Annotated in this window: 17 protein-coding genes and 1 riboswitch; of the genes, 16 read left to right on the top strand and 1 reads right to left on the bottom strand. The window is 64.4% G+C overall.

What is annotated here, in order from left to right; translation table 11 throughout:
- Positions 1-46: 46 nt before the first annotated feature.
- Positions 47-1,357, bottom strand: coding sequence for an MFS transporter (locus PSH78_RS15930; protein WP_305495331.1), 1,311 nt, complete (start codon positions 1,355-1,357; stop codon positions 47-49).
- A gap of 190 nt (positions 1,358-1,547) precedes the next feature.
- On the opposite strand from PSH78_RS15930, the gene PSH78_RS15925 reads away from it, so the two are divergent.
- From PSH78_RS15925 to PSH78_RS15850, 16 genes are all read left to right on the top strand, one after another.
- Entirely contained in the window at positions 1,548-2,672 is a 1,125-nt protein-coding gene (locus PSH78_RS15925; RefSeq protein ID WP_305495330.1) for a sugar diacid recognition domain-containing protein, read from the top strand.
- A gap of 160 nt (positions 2,673-2,832) precedes the next feature.
- Positions 2,833-3,969 (top strand): glycerate kinase, encoded by a 1,137-nt coding sequence (locus tag PSH78_RS15920; protein WP_305495329.1) that lies wholly within the window; start codon positions 2,833-2,835, stop codon positions 3,967-3,969.
- Between the two features lie 80 nt (positions 3,970-4,049).
- Positions 4,050-4,282, top strand: a riboswitch (cobalamin riboswitch).
- A gap of 98 nt (positions 4,283-4,380) precedes the next feature.
- Positions 4,381-5,445, top strand: a complete 1,065-nt coding sequence (gene cobW, locus PSH78_RS15915) for a cobalamin biosynthesis protein CobW (protein ID WP_305495327.1) — start codon at positions 4,381-4,383, stop codon at positions 5,443-5,445.
- Positions 5,446-5,448: 3 nt separating this feature from the next.
- The gene (gene cobN / locus PSH78_RS15910) at positions 5,449-9,222 is read left to right on the top strand and encodes a cobaltochelatase subunit CobN (protein ID WP_305495325.1); all 3,774 of its coding nucleotides are present in this window, start codon (positions 5,449-5,451) and stop codon (positions 9,220-9,222) included.
- A gap of 98 nt (positions 9,223-9,320) precedes the next feature.
- Positions 9,321-10,328, top strand: a complete 1,008-nt coding sequence (locus tag PSH78_RS15905; RefSeq protein WP_305495324.1) for an ATP-binding protein — start codon at positions 9,321-9,323, stop codon at positions 10,326-10,328.
- Between the two features lie 101 nt (positions 10,329-10,429).
- Positions 10,430-10,990, top strand: coding sequence for a VWA domain-containing protein (locus PSH78_RS15900; protein WP_370871128.1), 561 nt, complete (start codon positions 10,430-10,432; stop codon positions 10,988-10,990).
- A 196-nt stretch (positions 10,991-11,186) separates the two neighbouring features.
- A complete protein-coding gene (locus PSH78_RS15895) occupies positions 11,187-12,833 on the top strand; it encodes a phospholipase D-like domain-containing protein (protein WP_305495321.1) in 1,647 nt (548 codons plus the stop codon).
- 55 nt (positions 12,834-12,888) lie between these two features.
- Positions 12,889-13,230, top strand: a complete 342-nt coding sequence (locus PSH78_RS15890; protein ID WP_305495319.1) for a hypothetical protein — start codon at positions 12,889-12,891, stop codon at positions 13,228-13,230.
- A 399-nt stretch (positions 13,231-13,629) separates the two neighbouring features.
- Positions 13,630-14,478: a transporter substrate-binding domain-containing protein gene (locus tag PSH78_RS15885; protein ID WP_305495318.1), complete on the top strand. Its 849-nt coding sequence runs from the start codon at positions 13,630-13,632 to the stop codon at positions 14,476-14,478.
- Between the two features lie 54 nt (positions 14,479-14,532).
- The gene (locus tag PSH78_RS15880; RefSeq protein WP_186609149.1) at positions 14,533-15,195 is read left to right on the top strand and encodes an amino acid ABC transporter permease; all 663 of its coding nucleotides are present in this window, start codon (positions 14,533-14,535) and stop codon (positions 15,193-15,195) included.
- Positions 15,196-15,204: 9 nt separating this feature from the next.
- Complete coding sequence (locus PSH78_RS15875) at positions 15,205-15,867, top strand: amino acid ABC transporter permease (RefSeq protein ID WP_305495317.1); 663 nt, start codon at positions 15,205-15,207, stop codon at positions 15,865-15,867.
- Entirely contained in the window at positions 15,864-16,652 is a 789-nt protein-coding gene (locus PSH78_RS15870) for an amino acid ABC transporter ATP-binding protein (protein ID WP_305495315.1), read from the top strand. The genes PSH78_RS15875 and PSH78_RS15870 overlap by 4 nt, the downstream gene beginning before the upstream one ends.
- 23 nt (positions 16,653-16,675) lie before the next feature.
- Positions 16,676-17,062 carry a RidA family protein gene (locus PSH78_RS15865; protein ID WP_305495313.1) on the top strand — a complete coding sequence of 129 codons (387 nt, stop codon included), beginning with the start codon at positions 16,676-16,678 and terminating at the stop codon, positions 17,060-17,062.
- A gap of 198 nt (positions 17,063-17,260) precedes the next feature.
- A complete protein-coding gene (locus PSH78_RS15860; protein WP_305495311.1) occupies positions 17,261-18,025 on the top strand; it encodes an IclR family transcriptional regulator in 765 nt (254 codons plus the stop codon).
- Positions 18,026-18,054: 29 nt separating this feature from the next.
- A complete protein-coding gene (locus PSH78_RS15855) occupies positions 18,055-19,272 on the top strand; it encodes an amino acid deaminase (protein WP_305495310.1) in 1,218 nt (405 codons plus the stop codon).
- Between the two features lie 136 nt (positions 19,273-19,408).
- On the top strand, positions 19,409-20,323 hold the full coding sequence (locus PSH78_RS15850) for a sugar kinase (protein WP_305495308.1): 915 nt from the start codon (positions 19,409-19,411) through the stop codon (positions 20,321-20,323).
- Positions 20,324-20,335: the final 12 nt, after the last annotated feature.

The raw sequence follows: 20,335 nt of genomic DNA, 5'->3' as shown, positions 1-20,335 counted from the left end.
TTCGCTATCGCGAGCAAGCTCGCTCCCACAAGGGGGCAGAGGGGTATCAGCCCCGCAGGGTGCGCGTCATGCGCAACGCCAGCAGGCTGCCGCAGACAATCACTGCCGCCAGCACATAGAGCGCCGCATCGGTCGAGCCGGTGGCGTCCTTGACCCAGCCCACCAGATACGGGCTGAGGAAGCCGGCCATCTGGCCCATGGAATTGATCAGTGCCAGACCGCCGGCCGCCGCTCCCGCGCTGAGCAGGGCGGTGGGCACCGGCCAGAACATCGGCAGGCCGGTGAGGGCGCCCATGGTGGCGATGGTCAGGCCGAGGATGGCGATGGCCGGCGTGGTGGCGAAATTGACGGCGATCAGCAGCCCGGCCGCACCCATCAGCATCGGCACGACCAGATGCCAGCGACGCTCCTTGCGAAGGTCCGCCGAGCGGCCCACCAGCAGCATGAACACCGCCGCCAGCAGATAGGGGATCGCACTCAGCCAGCCGATCACCAGGTTATCGCTGAAACCCAGGTTCTTGATGATCGACGGCAGCCAGAAGTTGATCGCGTACACGCCGCTCTGGATGCAGAAGTACACCAGGCCGAAGGCCCAGATCGCCGGGTTCTTGAATACCGCTGCCAGGGAATCGGTGGTGGTCTTCGGCTTGTTGGCCAGGTCTTCGGCATGGTCGGCGGTGAGCACGGCGCGCTCATGCTCGGTCAGCCACTTGGCATTGGCGAAGGTGTCGCTGAGCAGGAAGAACGCCAGGGCCCCGAGGATCACCGTCGGCACGCCTTGCAGCAGGAACATCCACTGCCAGCCCGCCAGGCCACCCTGGCCAGCGGCGAAATGGTTGAGGATCCAGCCGGAAAACGGGCTGCCGAGCAGGCCGGACACCGGGATGGCCGACATGAACAGCGCCATGATCCGGCCGCGACGGAACGTCGGGAACCACTGCGAGAGGTATAGCACCACGCCAGGGAAGAACCCGGCCTCGGCCGCACCGGTGAACAGCCGCAAGGTATAGAACCCGGTCGGGGTGGTAACGAACAGCAGGCAGGTCGAGAGCGTGCCCCAGGTGATCATCATCAGCGCGATCCAGCGCCGCGGGCCGAATTTTGTCAGTGCCAGGTTGCTCGGCACGCCACACAGCACGTAGCCGATGAAGAAGATCCCGGCACCAAGGCCGTACACGGTTTCGCTGAATTTCAGCGCATCGAGCATCTGCAACTTGGCGAAGCCAACGTTGACCCGATCCAGGTAGTTGAACAGGTAGCAGATGAAGATGAAGGGGATCAAGCGCAGGGTGATGCGCTTGTAGACGGTATTTTTTTCGTCGGGGGTAGCCAGGAGGGCTGCTGCGCTCTGGGACATGGCGGGTCTCTCTTTATTATGATTTTGGCGTGCCAAGGGGTAACGTTGACCGCCCCTTGAGTCTCGGCCAGGCTGAGGGCCCGTGTCTTTGTGCCGGGGCACAGGGTTTGGGCGCGGACCCTGTGCGGCTGACCAATCGCGCTGAAGCATTACGCCCAAAAACAACAACCCTGCTCACAAGGAATCGCCCATGTTCGAACTCGATCACGACCTGGCCCAGGACATCGTCGACCGGGCGATGGCGATTCTGCCCTACAACGTTAACGTCATGGATAACCAGGGCCTGATCCTCGCCAGCGGCGAGCGCGAGCGCATCAATACCCGTCACGAGGGTGCGCAGCTGGTCCTGGCGAATGGGCGGGTGGTGGAAATCGACGAGCACACCGCCGTGCACCTCAAGGGCGTGCAGCCAGGAATCAACCTGCCGTTGATGCTCGACCAGCGGTTGATCGGCGTGCTCGGTATCACTGGCGAGCCCGCGCAGTTGCGCACCTACGCCGAACTGGTGCGCATGACCGCCGAAATGCTGCTCGCCCAGCGCAACCAGCAGGCCGAGCAGCAATGGCGGCGCCAGCGTTGCGATGATTTGCTGGCGCTGCTGCTGGGTGATGCCGGGGATTCGCCACGGTTGCTCGACGAAGCCCTGCAGATGGGCCTCAAGCCGCAGCTGTCACGGGTGCCGTACCTGTTTGAATTGGGCCAGGAACATGGGGCCGGGCAAACCGTCGAGGCGCTGAGTGCGTGGCTGATGTCGCGCTACCCGGACAGCTGGTGCCTGACCTCGTCCAAATCTTCTTTGCTCTGGTGCCGGCCAGTCACGGCGTCGGTGGAGAACGAGCGCTTGCTCGGCAAGCTCGACGGGCTGGGCTGGAACATCCTCAGGGTGGCGGTGGGCGGTCAGGCCGAGGGGCTGGCCGGCCTGCGCCGTTGTTACCGGCGCGTGGCGGACCTGCTCGCTTATGGCCGTGATGTCCTGCCGCAGTCGCGCCTGTTGATCCTCAATCGTTATCGCCTGCCGGTGCTGCTCTGGCGCCATCGCAGCGACGATGCGCTGGACGAGTTGCTGACGCCGCTGCGCAAGGTGATCGCCAAGGACAACAACGGCCAACTCCTGGCCACCCTGCGCAGCTGGTGCGAACACGACGGCCAGAGCCAGGCGTGCGCCGACGCCCTGGGCATCCACCGCAACAGCCTGCGCTATCGCATGGAACGCATCGCCGAGCTCAGCGGCGTGGACCCGTTGCGGCTGGATGGGATGCTGGCGTTGTACCTGGGGGTGCAACTGTTGCCGCATGATCAGAACCTCCCCGCATGATCCTGTGGGAGCGAGCCTGCTCGCGAAGAGGCCTGCACAGTCAACAACAACCGTCCTTTGTGAAATTGACCAATAATGCCCAAGGAGTTTTGTGCGGCGGACCGGCGTCAGGGCTGCGGTCAGCTGGCAGCATGCTGTGCATCGGAACCGGAGAACAAAAATGAAAATAATCATCGCCCCCGACTCGTTCAAGGACAGTCTCAGCGCCCAGGGCGTGGCGGACGCGATTGCCCAAGGGTTGGCCGAGGTCTGGCCGGATGCGCAGTTGATCAAATGCCCGATGGCCGACGGCGGGGAGGGGACGGTGGAGTCGGTGTTGGCAGCCTGCAACGGCCAGTGGCGTCGCGCCCGGGTTCGCGGGCCCTTGGGCGCCGCTGTCGAGGCACGCTGGGGCTGGCTGCCCGACAGTGGCACCGCGATCATCGAGATGGCCGAGGCCAGCGGCCTGCAACTGGTGCCGCCGGGGCAGCGCGACGCGTGTTCCAGCAGCACCTTCGGCACCGGCGAACTGATTCGCGCCGCCCTCGATGAAGGCGCCGGCCGGGTGATCCTGGCGATCGGCGGCAGTGCCACCAACGACGGCGGTGCCGGGGCGATGCAGGCCCTGGGCGTGGCGCTGCTGGACGCCCAGGGCCAATCGCTGCCGCCCGGTGGCCTGGCCCTGGGCAAACTGGCGCGGATTGACCTGAGCGAGCTGGACCCGCGCCTGGCCGGGGTGCGTTTCGAGATCGCCGCCGACGTCGATAACCCCTTGTGCGGACCCCATGGCGCTTCAGCGGTGTTCGGCCCGCAAAAGGGCGCTTCTGCCGAGCAGGTGCAGCAACTGGATCGCGCGCTGGGGCATTTCGCCGAGCACTGCGCCCAGGCGTTGCACCGGGACGTGCGCGACGAACCGGGCAGTGGCGCCGCCGGAGGCCTGGGCTTCGCGGCCAAGGCCTTTCTCCAGGCCCGGTTTCGCACCGGCGTGGAAGTCGTGGCGCAATTGACCGGCCTGGCCGAGGCGATCAACGGGGCCGATCTAGTCATCACCGGCGAAGGCCGTTTCGATGCCCAGACCCTGCGCGGCAAGACGCCTTTTGGCGTGGCCCGTATTGCCCGGCGCCAAGGTGTACCGGTGGTGGTCATTGCCGGCACGTTGGGGGAGGGTTACCAGGCGCTGTATGAGCATGGCATCGATGCCGCCTTTGCCCTGGCGAACGGGCCGATGACGCTGCAAGAGGCCTGCACCGATGCGCCACGCCTGTTGGCCGAGCGCGCGCGGGACATCGCCCGGCTCTGGCGCGTGGCGGCCCGCTAGATCGACCGTGCCGGTGCCGACGATGAGGCACCGGCCCGCGGAGTTTGCCTCAGGGACATTGACCCGCCCGCGCACCCTGCGTAGCCTTGCGCCTTCGAGGTTCTTTGGCGTACGCCGAAGCTAAGAAGGGAACGCGGTCCAAGCCGCGGCTGCCCCCGCAACTGTGAACGGTGCTGTTTCTGCAAGGCCACTGTGCATGCCCTTTTTCAACGGGCGCACGGGAAGGCGCAGCAAATTGTCGGTCCAGGCTTTGTATGAAGCGTGGACCGGCCCGCCGTCAGCCAGGAGACCTGCCTCGACAACAGATTCTCACTACAACCGGGCGGGGTGATCCGGTGGCGAAATCTTCCGCGCGCGTCTGTGCCAGCGGTTGTCGTCCCGTTTGCCCGCCACCTTGCCAAAGGGCATCCGATGAAAACACTGGCCAAACTCCCCGTCACCATCGTCACCGGTTTTCTCGGCTCGGGTAAGACCACCTTGCTACGGCACATGCTCGACAACGCCCAGGGCCGGCGCATCGCGGTCATCGTCAACGAATTCGGCGAACTCGGTATCGACGGTGAGATTCTCAAGCAGTGCTCCATCGGTTGCACCGAAGAAGAAGCCAACGGCCGGGTCTACGAATTGGCCAACGGTTGCCTGTGCTGCACCGTGCAGGAAGAGTTCTTCCCGGTAATGCGCGAACTGGTGGCCCGTCGCGGCGACCTCGACCACATCCTCATCGAAACCTCTGGCCTGGCCCTGCCCAAGCCCTTGGTCCAGGCCTTCCAGTGGCCGGAAATCCGCAGCGCTTGCACCGTCGATGCGGTGATCACCGTGGTCGACAGCCCGGCCGTGGCCGCCGGTACTTTTGCCGCGTTCCCCGACCAGGTCGATGCCCAGCGCAAGCTGGACCCGAACCTGGATCACGAATCGCCGCTGCACGAGCTGTTCGCCGATCAACTGGCGAGCGCCGACCTGGTGATCCTCAACAAGGCCGACCTGATCAGCCCCGAAGACCTGGCGAAAGTCCGCCTGGAAGTCGCCGAAGAACTGCCGCCAGCGGTCAAGGTCATCGAAGCCAGCAGCGGTCGCCTGCCGCTGGACGTGCTGATCGGCCTGGGCGCAGGCTCCGAGGAGCACATCGACAGCCGCCACAGCCACCACGATCACCACCATGACGGCGACGATGACGACCACGATCATGACGCCTTCGACTCGATCTCCCTCGAACTGCCCCAGGCCGATGAAAGCCTGCTGCTGGACGCGCTGACGCAACTGGTGATCCAGCATGACGTGCTGCGGGTCAAAGGTTTCGCGGCGATCCCGAACAAGCCGATGCGCTTGTTGATCCAGGGCGTCGGCACGCGCTTCGACAAGCATTTCGACCGCCAGTGGGGCGCCGACGAAGCGCGGGTGACGCGGCTGGTGCTGATCGGCCAGGCGCTGGATGCCGGGCTGCTTGAAGCGCAGCTGCGCGCCGCCCTCAGCGTCTAAGCCATGCACCTGCTCAGGACCCAGCCCGGCGGTTTTGTGTCGGATGACAACATTGCCGACCTCGGACAAACCCCCGCCGAGCTGGTGATCCTGTGCAGCGGCGATTCCAGCCTGGCGCTGCTGGCCGAAGCGGCGCGGCAATTGCCGGACGACTACCCGCAGTTTCGCCTCGCCAACCCGATGCAGGTGCAGAACCACGCGTCGGTGGACCTGTATGTCGACGACGTACTGCGCCACGCCAAGGTCATCCTGTTGTCGCTGCACGGTGGCATCGGCTATTGGCGCTACGGCATCGAGCGCCTGATGGAACTGGCCGCGCGCGGCGTGAAGCTGATCCTGGTGCCGGGGGATGATCGCCCCGACCCGGAGCTCAGCGACCTGAGCAACGTAGCGTTCGAGGATCGCGACCGGCTCTGGCAGTTCTTGCGCCAGGGCGGATTGGCCAATGCCCTGAACCTGTTCCATCACCTCGGCAGCCTATGGTTTGCGCGCGATTATCCGTGGGCCGAACCGCAGCCCTTGCCGCGCACCGCGATCTACCACCTCGCACACACCAACGCGACCCTCGATCATTGGCAAGCCGACTGGCGCGCCGACGACCCGGTGGCGGCGGTGTTGTTCTATCGCTCTCACCTGCAAGCGGCGAACACTGCTTTCATCGACGTATTCTGCCAGCGCCTGCAAGCGGCGGGGCTCAATCCGCTGCCGATCGCCGTGGCCAGCCTCAAGGAGCCCGGTTGTCTGGCACAGGTGGAAGATTGGTTGGACGAGGCAGCGGCGGGGGTGATTCTCAACACCACCGGCTTCGCCCAATCCAGCCCTGAAGCACCGCATCTGCGGCCGTTTCGCCGCGACATCCCGGTGATCCAGGCGATCTGCGCGCAGGACAATGAGCCCGGCTGGCGCGCCAGCGAACAAGGCCTGGGGCCACGCGACCTGGCGATGCACATCGCCCTGCCGGAACTGGATGGGCGGATTATCAGCCGGCCCATCAGTTTCAAGGACCTGTCCTGGCGCAGCGAGCGCAGCCAGAGCGATGTGGTCTGCTACCGGGCGGTGCCCGAGCGTATGGATTTCGTTGCCGAGCTGGCCCGGCGCTGGACGGCGCTGGCGCGTCTGCCCAACCGCGAAAAGCGCGTGGCGCTGATCCTCGCCAACTACCCGACCCGCGATGGGCGCATCGGCAACGGTGTCGGCCTGGACACGCCAGCGGCGGCGCTGAATATCCTGCGAGCCCTGCAGGCCGAGGGCTATCCGCTGTCGGCCGAGCTGCCGGCCAGCGGCACCGCGTTGATCCAGCAATTGCTCGGCGGCGTCAGCAACGATCTCGACAGTCTGGACTTGCGACCGTGTCATCAAAGCCTGGCCCTAGACGCCTATCAAACCATGTTCGACGCGCTACCCCAGGCTAACCGCGACGCGGTATTGGCCCGTTGGGGCGCGCCCGAGCAGGACCCGATGTTCCGCCAAGGTCGGCTGATGGTCGCCGGGTTGCGCCTGGGCCTGACGTTTATCGGCATCCAGCCGGCGCGCGGGTATCAGCTCGACCCGAGCGCGGTCTACCACGACCCGGACCTGGTGCCGCCCCATGGTTACCTGGCGTTCTATTTCTGGTTGCGCCACACCTACGGCGCCCATTCTGTGATTCACGTCGGTAAGCACGGCAACCTCGAATGGCTGCCGGGCAAGGGCGTCGGGCTCTCGGAAAGCTGCTGGCCGGATGCGCTGCTCGGGCCGCTGCCGAATATCTACCCGTTCATCGTCAACGACCCGGGCGAGGGCGCCCAGGCCAAGCGGCGCACCCAGGCGGTAATCATCGACCACCTGATGCCGCCGCTGACCCGGGCCGAAACCTATGGGCCGCTGCGCAACCTCGAACTGCTCGCGGACGAATACTACGAGGCGCAACTGCTCGACCCGCGCCGCGCCCGAGAGCTGCAACGGGACATTCTCAACCTGGTGCGCGAGACCCATATCGACCGCGAACTGCAACTCGACGCCGCCCTCGACAGTGACGCCGACGCGGCGATCTGGCTGCCACGCCTGGACACCTACCTGTGCGACTTGAAGGAGTCGCAGATTCGCGATGGCTTGCATATCTTCGGCGAGTCGCCCGGCGGACGGTTGCGTATCGACACCTTGCTGGCGTTGCTGCGCATTCCCCGTGGCGACGGCAAGGGCGCGCAGTCGAGTTTGTTGCGGGCCCTGGCGAAGGCGTTCGGGCTGGGGTTCGATCCGCTCGATTGTGCCTTGGCCGAGCCATGGACCGGGACGCGGCCCGAGGCCTTGGGCGAGGTCAGCGCCGAGCCTTGGCGCAGCGTCGGTGACACCCGCGAGCGCCTGGAGTTGTTCGCCGCACGGTTGATCGACCAGGCCCTGGCAGGTCCGGTCGAGCAGCTCGACGCACCCGGCTGGGACGCGGTGGGCTGCATCATCGAACACCTGCGCGGCGTCGTCGCGCCGCGCCTGGATGCCTGTGGCCCGGCGGAAATGCGCGGCTTGCTTGATGCCCTGGGTGGGCGCTTCGTGCCGGCCGGCCCCAGCGGCGCGCCGAGTCGTGGACGCCTGGATGTGCTGCCGACCGGACGCAATTTTTTCTCCGTCGACGTGCGCAACTTGCCCACCACCACGGCGTGGCGCATCGGTTTCCAATCGGCCAACCTGATCCTCGAACGGCACTTGCAGGACCATGGTGATCATCTGCGCCAGCTCGGTCTGTCGGTGTGGGGCACCGCGACCATGCGCACCGGTGGCGATGACATTGCCCAGGCCATGGCGCTGATGGGCGTGCGCCCGGTGTGGGCCACGGGCAGCCAGCGCGTCGACGATTTCGAGATCCTGCCGTTGAGCCTGCTGGACCGGCCCCGGGTCGATGTAACGCTGCGGGTCTCGGGGTTCTTCCGGGACGCCTTCGCCAACCTGATCCGCCTGTTCGATGCGGCGGTGCAGGCCGTTGCGGCCCTCGACGAGCCGGACGACATGAACCCGCTGGCGGCGAAAGTCCGCAGCGAGCGCGAAGCGTTGCGGCAAAGCGGACTGCCGTTGGAAGACGCGACGCGCCAGGCCGGCTGGCGGATCTTCGGCGCCAAGCCCGGTGCTTATGGCGCGGGCGTGCAGGGCGCTGTTGACGGACGTCTCTGGCAGAGCCGCGAGGACCTCGCCGAGGTGTACCTCAACTGGGGCGGCTACGCCTACGGCGCCAGTGATGAAGGCACCGCCGCCCGGGCACAGTTCAGCCGGCGTCTGAGCCAGGTGCAAGCGGTGCTGCAGAACCAGGACAACCGCGAGCACGACCTGCTCGATTCCAACGATTACTACCAGTTCCAGGGCGGCATGCTCGCGGCCGTGGAAACCCTGAGTGGCGAAGCCGCGGCCAGTTACCACGGCGATCACAGCCAGCCGGACTTGCCGAAAATCCGCACCCTGAAGGAAGAGCTCAACCGGGTCATCCGGTCCCGTGCGGCCAATCCGAAGTGGATCGACGGGGTCAAGCGCCATGGCTATAAAGGCGCGTTCGAACTGGCGGCGACAGTGGACAACCTGTTTGCCTTCGACGCTACTACGCAGTTGATCGATGACCACCAGTACGCCTTGCTGGCCGATGCCTACCTGCTCGATCCGGATACCCGGGACTTCGTCCGCCAGCACAACCCCGACGCCCTGCGGGACATGACCGAGCGAATGCTCGAAGCCCAGCAGCGGGGGATGTGGCAGGAACCGGGCGACTATCGCGAGGCGCTGGAGAATCTGTTGCTGGATATCGAAGAAGATGGCTGATTTGCCAAATATTCCGGCAGGTCCTTTATGACAGGTGGGGCCTCTCCACAGAATGCTGTTTTGCCTGAACTTCACCGATCATTCATGAGACATTCAACATGACCGACACCGCCCATTTTCCCCTCTCCGCCGTGGTCGGCGCCGATGCGCTGAAACTGGCCCTGTGCCTGGCGGCGATCGATCCGAAGATCGGCGGTGTGCTGATCGAAGGTCCACGGGGGATGGCCAAGTCCACGCTGGCCCGGGGCCTGGCGGATCTGCTGGCAAGCGGTCAGTTCGTGACCTTGCCACTGGGGGCCACTGAGGAACGGCTGGTGGGCACCCTCGACCTGAACGCCGCACTTGGGGAAGGGCGCGCGCAATTTTCCCCCGGCGTGCTGGCCAAGGCCGACGGTGGCGTGCTCTATGTCGATGAGGTGAACCTGTTGCCGGATCACCTGGTGGACCTGTTGCTGGACGTCGCCGCCAGCGGCACCAACCTGATCGAGCGCGACGGCATTTCCCACCGGCATCCGGCGCGTTTTGTGCTGATCGGCACCATGAACCCGGAGGAGGGCGAACTGCGTCCGCAATTGCTCGATCGTTTCGGCCTGAACGTGGCGCTCGACGGCCACACGGCGCCTGCCGAGCGCGGGCAGATCATACGGCGGCGGCTGGATTTCGACAGCGATCCGGCGGCGTTCTGCGCCGAGTGGGAAACCGCCCAAAGACAGTTGCGGGAACGCTGCCAACAGGCGCGCGCACGGTTGGCCGGGATCCCATTGGACGACACGGCGCTGGAGCAGATTACCGAGCGTTGCTTTGCCGCTGGGGTCGATGGCTTGCGCGCCGACCTCGTCTGGTTGCGGGCCGCCCGCGCTCATGCGGCCTGGCGTGGCGCGAGCGCCATCGCGGCCGAAGACATCGACGCCGTCGCCGAGTTTGCCTTGCGCCATCGGCGCCGCGACCCTGCGACCCAGGCGCCCGCGCCGTCCCAGGCACCGCCGCCGCGCCCGAATGAAGCGAGCAAGTCCGGCGAAGGCCAGGGCCAATGGGGTGACCTGCCGGCCCGGGCGCTGCCGAGCGGTGCCCGGCGTGACGTGCCGAGCTGGCCAAAAAAGCCCTAGGCATTCGCCCCCGGTCGCCCGCGGGGGTGAATGCCAGACCCCGTCCGGGACGACTCGACCAGGGCCGTCAAGGCCACGGCAAAGCGGCGGCCAGCGGCGCGGTGGATTGGCCGGGCACGTTGCTCAACGGGCGTCCGCGCCTGCTGGCGGATTTACGCTTCAAATCGCGGCAGCGTTCAGCTCATGAGCTGTGGCTGGTGATCGTCGATGCGTCGGCCTCGACCCGTCGCCATCGCGCCTTGAGTGACGGCAAGGGCCTGCTGGCCCAACTGTTCGATGACGCCTACCGACAGCGTGCGCGGTTGGCGCTGTTGACAGCCAGCGGCGCCGCGCCGAGGTGGCAAGTGCAGGGGCTCAAGGCCTCTACCGGCCTGGGCGCTTGGCTCGACGCGTTGGGCGCCGGCGGCGGCACGCCGTTGCTGGCGGCGCTGGACGAGGCGCAGCGCTGGCTCATGGTCCGGCGCAAGCGCTATCCGGCGGAGCAGCAGCGGGTGTTGCTGATGACCGATGGACGCGTCAAGGACGGGCTGGGCTTGCCGGCTCTCGAATGCCCGTGCCTGCTGATCGACATCGAGCGCGGCCCGATTCGCCTGGGCCGGGCACGGCAGCTGGCGGGGCAGTTGGGGGCTGAGTATCGGCATATCGATGAAGGCACTGACTGAACTTTGCGGTGTAACGACAGGCCCCTTCGCGAGCAGGCTCGCTCCCACAGGGTGACGGGGCTTGCACTGGTTATGTGCCCACAGCGAAACCAATGTGGGAGCGAGCCTGCTCGCGAAGGCATCACCTCGGTCCCGGACCTCTATGTTCAATCTGCATCACTGCTCTATGCTCAGGCAGTCTCCACAGGAGTGAACCATGCGCGTACTCGTCACCAACGCGAAGGACGATTTCCGAGTCAAGGCCTATGCCGGCACCAACGGCGTATTGCTCGCCATGGACCTGGCTGAATCCCGACGCAAGGGCCTGCTGGGTTTTGCCATCGAGAAACAGCAGGGCGCCAAGCCCTGGCTGTTCCTGTTCAACAGCCTGACGTTCCCCGACAAGGCGCACACCTTTCCCCAGTTCCATGCCACGCCCAGCGACAAGGCGCCCTTGCAGAAATTTCGCTGGGCCGATTACGCCGTCAACCCTGGCGTGACGATTCATTATCGCGTGCACCTCGCCTACGGCAGTCCCGATGCGCCGCAACTGGGCGAATCCCTCGAAGTGAGCGTCACCAGCGATGACGGCCAGCCGGCCAACCAGCGGGTCATCTTCAATCGCGCGGTGGCCGCCAGCCAGGCGTTCCAGCGCAAGTTTCCCGAACTGGACGCACTCATTGATGCCAACAAGAACCTGTCCATCGACGACTGGCCCGACGCGCCGCGGCGCTGGCTGGAAAACGGCTTGCTGGGACGCCTGACCGGCTTCATCGACCGGGCGCTCGATGCCAACTGGGCGCTGGACATCGCCATTTATGAGTACGAATTGCCGGTGATCGTCGATGCGGTGAACGCCGCCCATGCCCGCGGCGCGCAGGTCAGGGTGCTCTACCACGCCGAGCCGGGGGACGACGGTACGCTGCGCAACGAAGCCAGCCTGGAAAAACTGCCAGCGGCGAACAAGCGTGGGCGGGTCACCCACAATATCTTCCATGACAAGTTCATCGTGCTGAGCAAAGTCGAAGGCAACGCGTCGCTGAAACCCGAGGCGGTGCTGTGCGGCAGCACCAATTTCACCGCCAATGGCATCTACCGCCAGGCCAATGTCATTCATGTGCTGGACGACCCGCGCATCAGCGCCAGTTACCTTCAGGTGTTCGAGCAGATCTGGGCCACACCGGAGGATGTCGATGCCACGCGCCAATGGCTGAACCGCAACAACCCCATGGTCGAAGACGAGAAGCTGTTCGCCGGTTTCTCGCCGCGTACCGGGCAGGGCGATCTGGATCGCTTCGTCGACATCATCGACGGCGCGCGCAAGGACCTGCTGTTCGTCACGGCGTTTGCCTTGCCCGACCGGATCCTCGATGCCCTGCTCGGCCAGCCCAATGACGACGTGCTGCGCTATGGGCTGCAAAACACCACCAGCCGCATCAGCGGTTTTCACGCCGACCGCACCGCCGAATTCGCCGCCACCGCGCTGCTCAATACTGGTCTCGAAGGTTGGCTCAGGGAAAACATGAAAGGCCAGAAAGGCAACCTGCTGGTGCATACCAAAGCGGTGGTCACCGATTTCACCAGCGATGCGCCGACCATCATCAGCGGCAGCCATAATCTCAGCATCGCGGCGAGCAACGGCAACGACGAGAACTACCTCATCATCCAGGGCGACACCGACCTGGCCGACCGCTACGGGCTCGAACTGCTGCGTTTCTACGAGCATTACCGCTTTCGTTACTTCGCGAAAAAACTCGCCCTCAAGCAGGTCAAGCCGCTGGCGGTGGATGACAGCTGGAGCGATGACTATTACCGCGAAGGGGATTTGCGGATGTTGTCCAGGGTGAGGTTTTGCGGGCGTTAGCCACATTAGCTGCTTGAATGCTAGCATAGGGCCATCTATCAGCCTGGAAGCTGTCATGAAGCTCAGTCACGGAAAGGTCTTTCTGCTTCGCACCGGTGTCGTGCTCCTGTTATTGGCCCTGGGCACTTCGGCCATCGCTGCCAACCAGCCATGTTCCGGACGCAAAGGCGGTATAGCCGGGTGTGACGGCGATACTTTCCTGTGCAACGACGGCTCCATCAGTGCTTCGAAAAGGTCCTGTTCCGCTGTGCTGGGGCTTCGCAATGAGGCCCGCCCGCAATCGCTGCTCAAGTCATCCGACGGCTGCCAATGCGGCAGCGGCAATTATTGCGTCGGTCCCCGGGGCGGGGTCTATTGCCTCACACCCGGCGGCAGCAAGAGTTACAAACGTAAATAGCACCGCAAGCCCCATGTGGGAGCGAGCTTGCTCGCGATAGCGTCAGGTCAGTCGGCATCGTTGTCGGCTGAAACCGCCATCGCGAGCAAGCTCGCTCCCACAGGGAGGGGCTGCCCACCCATTCCAGAATCACTCCGTTTCGGTGCGGCAGGTGTATTGATCCCCCGAAGCAGCACTGATTTGGGGCCTCGCTACCCGCATCCGTGGCCAACGGTAGCAATCACGCAGCGACCCGCCGGGATGCCTCTGGCGTTGTGTTTTTCCATCTCGCTGATTTTCCTCACATTCTATTTTTCCCACCCATGCGCACCAAGCCTGTGGCACACTTTCTGCTGTCTATTCCGTTGTTACATACCATGTTCCGGTATAGCGGAATAAACTCATCCTGGAGTGCTTGCCATGCAATGCCGACCTTCCTTGTTCAAAGCGTGTGTTTTTCTCTTCGCGGCCACGACGGCTGCCATGGGCGTCGCTCAGGCGGCCGACAGCAAGCTGGACAGCGTGCTGCAACGCGGGAAATTGATCGTGGGCACGGGCAGCACCAATGCGCCGTGGCACTTCCAGGGAGCGGATGGCAAGTTGCAGGGGTTCGATATCGACATCGCCCGGATGGTCGCCAAGGGTTTGTTCAATGACCCGGAAAAAGTCGAATTCGTGGTGCAGTCTTCCGATGCACGTATTCCCAACCTGCTGACCGACAAGGTCGACATGAGCTGCCAGTTCATCACCGTCACCGCCAGCCGAGCCCAGCAGGTGGCATTTACCTTGCCGTATTACCGCGAAGGGGTAGGCCTGCTGCTGCCGGCCAACAGCAAGTTCAAGGAAATCGAAGACCTCAAGGCCGCCGGCGACGACGTCACCGTGGCGGTGCTGCAGAACGTCTACGCCGAAGAACTGGTGCACCAGGCGCTGCCCCAGGCCAAGGTCGACCAGTACGACAGCGTCGACCTGATGTATCAGGCGGTGAACTCCGGCCGTGCCGATGCCGCTGCCACCGACCAGTCCTCGGTCAAATACCTGATGGTGCAGAACCCCGGTCGCTACCGCAGCCCGGCCTACGCCTGGAGTCCGCAAACCTACGCCTGCGCGGTCAAGCGCGGCGACCAGGACTGGTTGAACTTCGTCAACACTGCGCTGCATGAAGCCATGACCGGTGTGGAATTCCCGACCTACGCTGCGTCGTTCAAGCAGTGGTTCGGCGTCGAGCTGCCATCGCCGGCCATCGGTTTCCCCGTTGAATACAAATGACCCAGTGAGCCCGGGGCGCCAGCGTTGGGCGCCCCGTCGAAGGTACTGCCGACCATGAATTATCAGTTGAACTTTGCCGCCGTCTGGCGCGATTTCGACACGCTGCTGGCGGGACTTGGCCTGGGGCTTTCCCTCGCGCTGGTGTCGATCGCCATCGGTTGTGTGATCGGCCTGCTGCTGGCGTTTGCGCTGTTGAGCAAGCATCGCCTACTGCGGGTGTTGGCCTCGGTGTATGTCACGGTGATCCGCAATACACCGATCCTGGTGCTGATCCTGCTGATCTACTTCGCCTTGCCGAGCCTGGGTATTCGCCTGGACAAGCTGCCCTCGTTCGTCATCACGCTTTCGCTGTACGCCGGGGCCTACCTCACCGAAGTGTTCCGTGGTGGCCTGGTGAGTATCCACAAAGGGCAGCGGGAAGCGGGCCTGGCGATCGGCCTGGGCGAATGGCAGGTAAAGGCCTACGTCACCGTGCCGGTGATGCTGCGCAACGTGCTGCCGGCGTTGTCGAACAACTTCATTTCGCTGTTCAAGGACACCTCGCTGGCGGCGGCGATTGCCGTGCCGGAGCTGACCTACTACGCCCGCAAGATCAACGTGGAAAGCTACCGGGTGATTGAAACCTGGCTGGTCACCACGGCGCTGTATGTCGCGGCCTGTTACCTCATTGCCATGTTGCTGCGCTATTTCGAGCAGCGCCTGGCGATCCGCCGTTAGGAGCGTTCCATGTACCAATCCCCTAGTTGGTTGCAGGAGTTGTGGGTCGCCTGGGAGACTTTGTGGGCCGGTTTCCTGACCAGCGTGCAATGTTCGGCCCTGGCGATTGTGTTAGGCACCTTGATCGGCGTCGTCGCCGGGTTGGCGCTGACTTATGGCCGGGTCTGGATGCGCGCGCCGTTTCGTTTCTACGTCGACCTGATTCGCGGTACGCCGGTATTTGTGTTGGTACTGGCCTGCTTCTACATGGCCCCGGCCCTGGGTTGGCAGATCGGTGCGTTCGAGGCCGGCGTCCTCGGTCTGACGCTGTTCTGCGGCTCCCACGTCGCCGAGATCGTGCGCGGTGCCTTGCAGGCTCTGCCCCGTGGGCAAATGGAGGCGAGCCAGGCCATCGGCCTGACGTTCTTTCAGTCGCTCGGTTATGTGCTGCTGCCCCAGGCGCTGCGGCAGATCCTGCCGACCTGGGTGAATTCCTCCACCGAGATCGTCAAGGCCTCGACCCTGCTGTCGGTGATCGGTGTCGCCGAACTGCTGCTCAGCACCCAGCAGATCATCGCCCGGACCTTCATGACCCTGGAGTTCTACCTGTTCGCCGGTTTTCTCTTTTTCATCATCAACTACGCCATCGAATTGCTCGGGCGGCACATTGAAAAGCGGGTGGCCTTGCCATGACTGACGTTTCCCTTTCAAACGCGCAACCGCTGCTGGACATCCGCGGCCTGCGCAAACAATACGGCCCGCTGGAAGTGCTCAAGGGCGTGGACCTAAGCATGCAGCGCGGCAACGTGGTGACGCTGATCGGCTCCAGTGGCTCGGGCAAGACCACGCTGCTGCGTTGCGTCAACATGCTGGAAGAGTTCCAGGGCGGCCGGATCGTGCTCGACGGCGAGTCCATCGGCTATGACGAGGTGGACGGCAAGCGCGTGCGTCACGCCGAAAAAGTCATCGCCCGGCACCGGGCCATGACCGGGATGGCCTTCCAGCAATTCAACCTGTTCCCGCATCTGAGCGCTTTACAGAACGTCACCCTGGGCCTGCTCAAGGTGAAAAAACTGCCGAAGGACGAAGCGGTGGCCCTGGCCGAGAAATGGCTGCAGCGGGTCGGCCTGCTGGAACGGCGCGATCACTTTCCCGGTCAGTTGTCCGGCGGCCAGCAGCAGCGCGTGGCGATTGCCCGGGCGATCGCGATGAACCCCAGCCTGATGCTGTTCGACGAAGTGACCTCGGCCCTGGATCCGGAGCTGGTCGGCGAGGTGCTGAACGTGATCAAGGGCCTGGCCGAAGACGGCATGACCATGCTGCTGGTGACCCACGAAATGCGCTTTGCCTTCGAGGTCTCCGACAAGATCGTTTTCATGAACCAGGGCCGCATCGAAGAGCAGGGGCCGCCGAAGGAATTGTTCGAGCGCCCTCAATCGCCGCGCCTGGCGGAATTTCTCAAGAACACCCGTTTTTAAGTCCATCCAATAAGGAGTAACTCATGAGCATTACGCGCTATGGCACCGGCAGCACCGCGGGCGGCGGACAGCCGCGGCCCTTCGCTCGCGCCGTGGAGGCCGATGGCTGGTTGCACGTGTCCGGCCAGGTGCCCGCGGTGAATGGCGAGATCGTCGCTGGCGGCATCGTCGAGCAGACGCACCAGACCATGAAGAACCTGATCGCCATTCTCGAAGAGGCCGGCTATGGCCTGAAAGATGTTGTGCGCTGCGGCGTCTGGCTGGACGACCCGCGGGATTTCTGGAGTTTCAACAAGGTCTTCGGCGAGTACTTCAGCCCTGAACACGCCCCGGCCCGGGCCTGTGTGCAGGCGAGCATGATGGTTGACTGCAAGGTCGAGATCGATTGCATTGCCTATAAGAAAAAGTGACACCTGTGGCGAGGGGATTTATCCCCGCTGGACTGCGGAGCAGTCCCCAACAAGCCACTGTGGGGTATCAGGTTGGGCTGCGATCAAGGTCATTGGGGCTGCTTCGCAGCCCAGCGGGGATAAATCCCCTCGCCACAAGGAGCGGTGGACAGCTTGCAGTCTGGGTACACTCGCGGCAATTGAATAGGAACCAACGAAATGACCGAAGACACCATCAAACGCCGGGCCCGGGGATTGGATCGGGCGTTCGATATCCTCGGTTTCCTCAAGGAAATCGGCCAGCCGTTGCGCCCGAACGATATTGCCAGCGGCATCGGCAGCCCCAAGTCCACGGTCTACGAACTGGTGGCGTCGCTGCTCGAGCGGCGCATCCTTGAGCCGGTCGGCAAGGATGGTCACGTCTACCTGGGACGGCAGTTGTATTTTCTCGGGCAGGCGCACCTGCGGCATTTCGACCTCAGCCGCGAAGCCGACCAGGCCTTGCAGGAGATCGTTCGCCAGACCCGGGAAACTGCGCAGATGTGCCTGCTCAACGGGCGCAAATACACCGTCGCGCTGATGAAGGAAGGCGAACGGCACTTTCGCATTTCCTCGGACATCGGTGAGAACGCGCCGATTCCCTGGACCGCGTCCGGGCGCCTGCTGCTGGCGCATCTGAGCGACCAGCAGATCGTCGACCTGATCGACCCCGACGACTTCATCCTGCCGGGCGGCGAGCGCTTGCCCCTGGAGCAGTTTCTCGAGGAAATCCGCCAGGCCGGTGTCGATGGATTTTTCTCCTTCGACAGCGTCGCCGACACCTTCACCCATTGCTTCGCCGCACCGGTCAAAGACCCCAGCGGCGTGGCCATCGCGACGCTGTGCATCGTCGCCCCGAGGGCTGACGCCAAGAACAATTATGCCGACTACCGCCGGGTGCTGATCGAGAGCGCCAACAACCTGGCCCGTCGCATCAACGAATAGACAGCCGCGGCTGTATGAGGAGTTCGAACATGTCTTCTGCCATTGATAACGCCGGTGTCGAAAAGGGCGCCGCTTCCCTGGGCGCCCATCTGCTGCGCGATGTCAGCCTGCCGGCCCTGGTACTGCATCGCGAGGCGCTGGAACACAACATTCGCTGGATGCAAAAGTTCGTCAGCGACAGCGGCGCCGAGCTGGCGCCCCACGGCAAGACCAGCATGACCCCGGCGCTGTTTCGCCGCCAGCTCGAGGCCGGTGCCTGGGGCCTGACCCTGGCCACCGCAGTGCAGACCCGCGCCGCCTACGCCCATGGCGTGCGCCGGGTGCTGATGGCCAATCAATTGGTGGGCCGGCCGAACATGGCGCTGATCGCCGACCTGTTGGCCGACCCGGCGTTCGAATTCCATTGCCTGGTGGATCATCCGGACAACGTCGCCGAGCTGGGGGCTTATTTCGCTTCGCGCGGCGCACGGTTGAACGTGATGATCGAGTACGGCGTGGTCGGCGGTCGTTGTGGTTGCCGGAGCGAAGCCGAGGTACTTGCGCTGGCCGAGGCCGTCGCTGCACAACCGGCGTTGGCCTTGACCGGTATCGAAGGTTACGAAGGGGTGATCCATGGCGATCACGCCATCAGTGGCATCCGGGCGTTCGCCGCATCCCTCGTTGGGCTGGCGATGCAGTTGCAGGACAACGGCGCGTTTGCCAACGACAAACCCATCATCACCGCCTCGGGCTCGGCCTGGTACGACCTGATCGCCGAATCCTTCGAGGCGCGCAATGCCCACGGGCGCTTCCTCAGCGTGTTGCGGCCTGGGAGTTATGTAGCCCACGACCATGGCATCTACAAGGAGGCGCAATGCTGTGTGCTGGAGCGCCGCAGTGACCTGCACGAAGGCTTGCGTCCAGCGCTGGAAGTCTGGGCTCACGTGCAATCGCTGCCGGAGCCGGGCTTTGCGGTGATTGCCCTGGGCAAGCGCGACGTGGCCTACGACGCCGGGTTGCCGGTGCCGCTCAAGCGCTACACGGCGGGTTCGGACTCGGCGACGGGGGACGACGTCAGCGGCTGCAAGGTGACCGCGGTGATGGACCAGCATGCGTTCATGAGCGTGGCGCCGGGCGTTGAGCTGCGGGTCGGCGACATCATTGCGTTCGGCACGTCCCATCCGTGCCTGACGTTCGACAAGTGGCGGGTGGGGTGCCTGGTGGATGAGGGGTTGCGGGTGGTCGAGAGCATGGAAACCTGTTTCTAGCCTTGAAACCGCGTAATCGTTCATCGCGAGCAAGCTCGCTCCCACAATGGATTTGGAGTGGTCAGCAGATCCCTGTGGGAGCGAGCTTGCTCGCGATGGCGGCTGCCCAGACACCTCGAAACACCAGGATTGGTCCATGACAGCTTCTAACCCCCGCATCGCCCTTATCGGCGAATGCATGATCGAACTGCAACACCGCGCCGACGGCAGCCTGCAGCAAAGCTTCGGCGGCGATACGCTGAACGCCGCGGTCTACCTGGCCCGGGCCTTGGGCGACAAGGGCGCGGTGGATTACGTCACCGCCCTGGGCGACGACAGTTTCAGCGATGCCATGTGCCAGGGCTGGGCCGCCGAAAACATTGGTTTGGGCATGGTCCAGCGCTTGCCCGGGCGCCTGCCGGGCCTGTATTGCATCCAGACCGACGCGACGGGCGAGCGGCGTTTCCTGTATTGGCGCAACGAGGCGGCGGTGCGTGATTGCTTCACCACGCCAGCCGCCGCGCCGATTCTCGCAGCGTTGGCCGACTACGATGTGCTGTATTTCAGCGGCGTGACCCTGGCGGTGATTGGCGAGCAGGGCCGGCGCAAACTCATCGACACGCTGGTCGAGGCGCGTCGGCGCGGGGCCCAGGTGGTGTTCGACAACAACTACCGGCCAAGGCTCTGGGCCTCGGTCGAGGCGGCCCGTGCGGCTTATCGCAGCGTGCTGCCCTACGTCGAGCTGGCGTTGCTGACCGTGGACGACGAACAGGCGCTGTTCGGCCATGCCGACAGCGAGGCGGTGTTCGCTGCCTATGCACAATTGGGAACGCCTGAAGTGGTGCTCAAGCGCGGCGCCGAGGCTTGCCTGATTCGTTGCGACGGTCGGTCTTATGAAGTGCCTGCCCTGCGGGTCGAGCGGGTGGTGGACACGACGGCGGCGGGAGACTCGTTCAGCGCCGCCTACCTGGCGAGCCGCTTGCTCGGCGGCAGCCCGGCGGAGGCGGCCGAGGCCGGGCATTTGCTCGCAAGCCGGGTGATTCAGGTGCCGGGGGCGTTGATTCCCAGATAGTGAAGCTGGCAA

The organism is Pseudomonas sp. FP198 (assembly GCF_030687895.1).
Classification (GTDB): Bacteria; Pseudomonadota; Gammaproteobacteria; order Pseudomonadales; family Pseudomonadaceae; genus Aquipseudomonas.
Note: the sequence above shows the minus strand (reverse complement) of the source record. Positions and strands in the feature narration are given on the sequence as shown.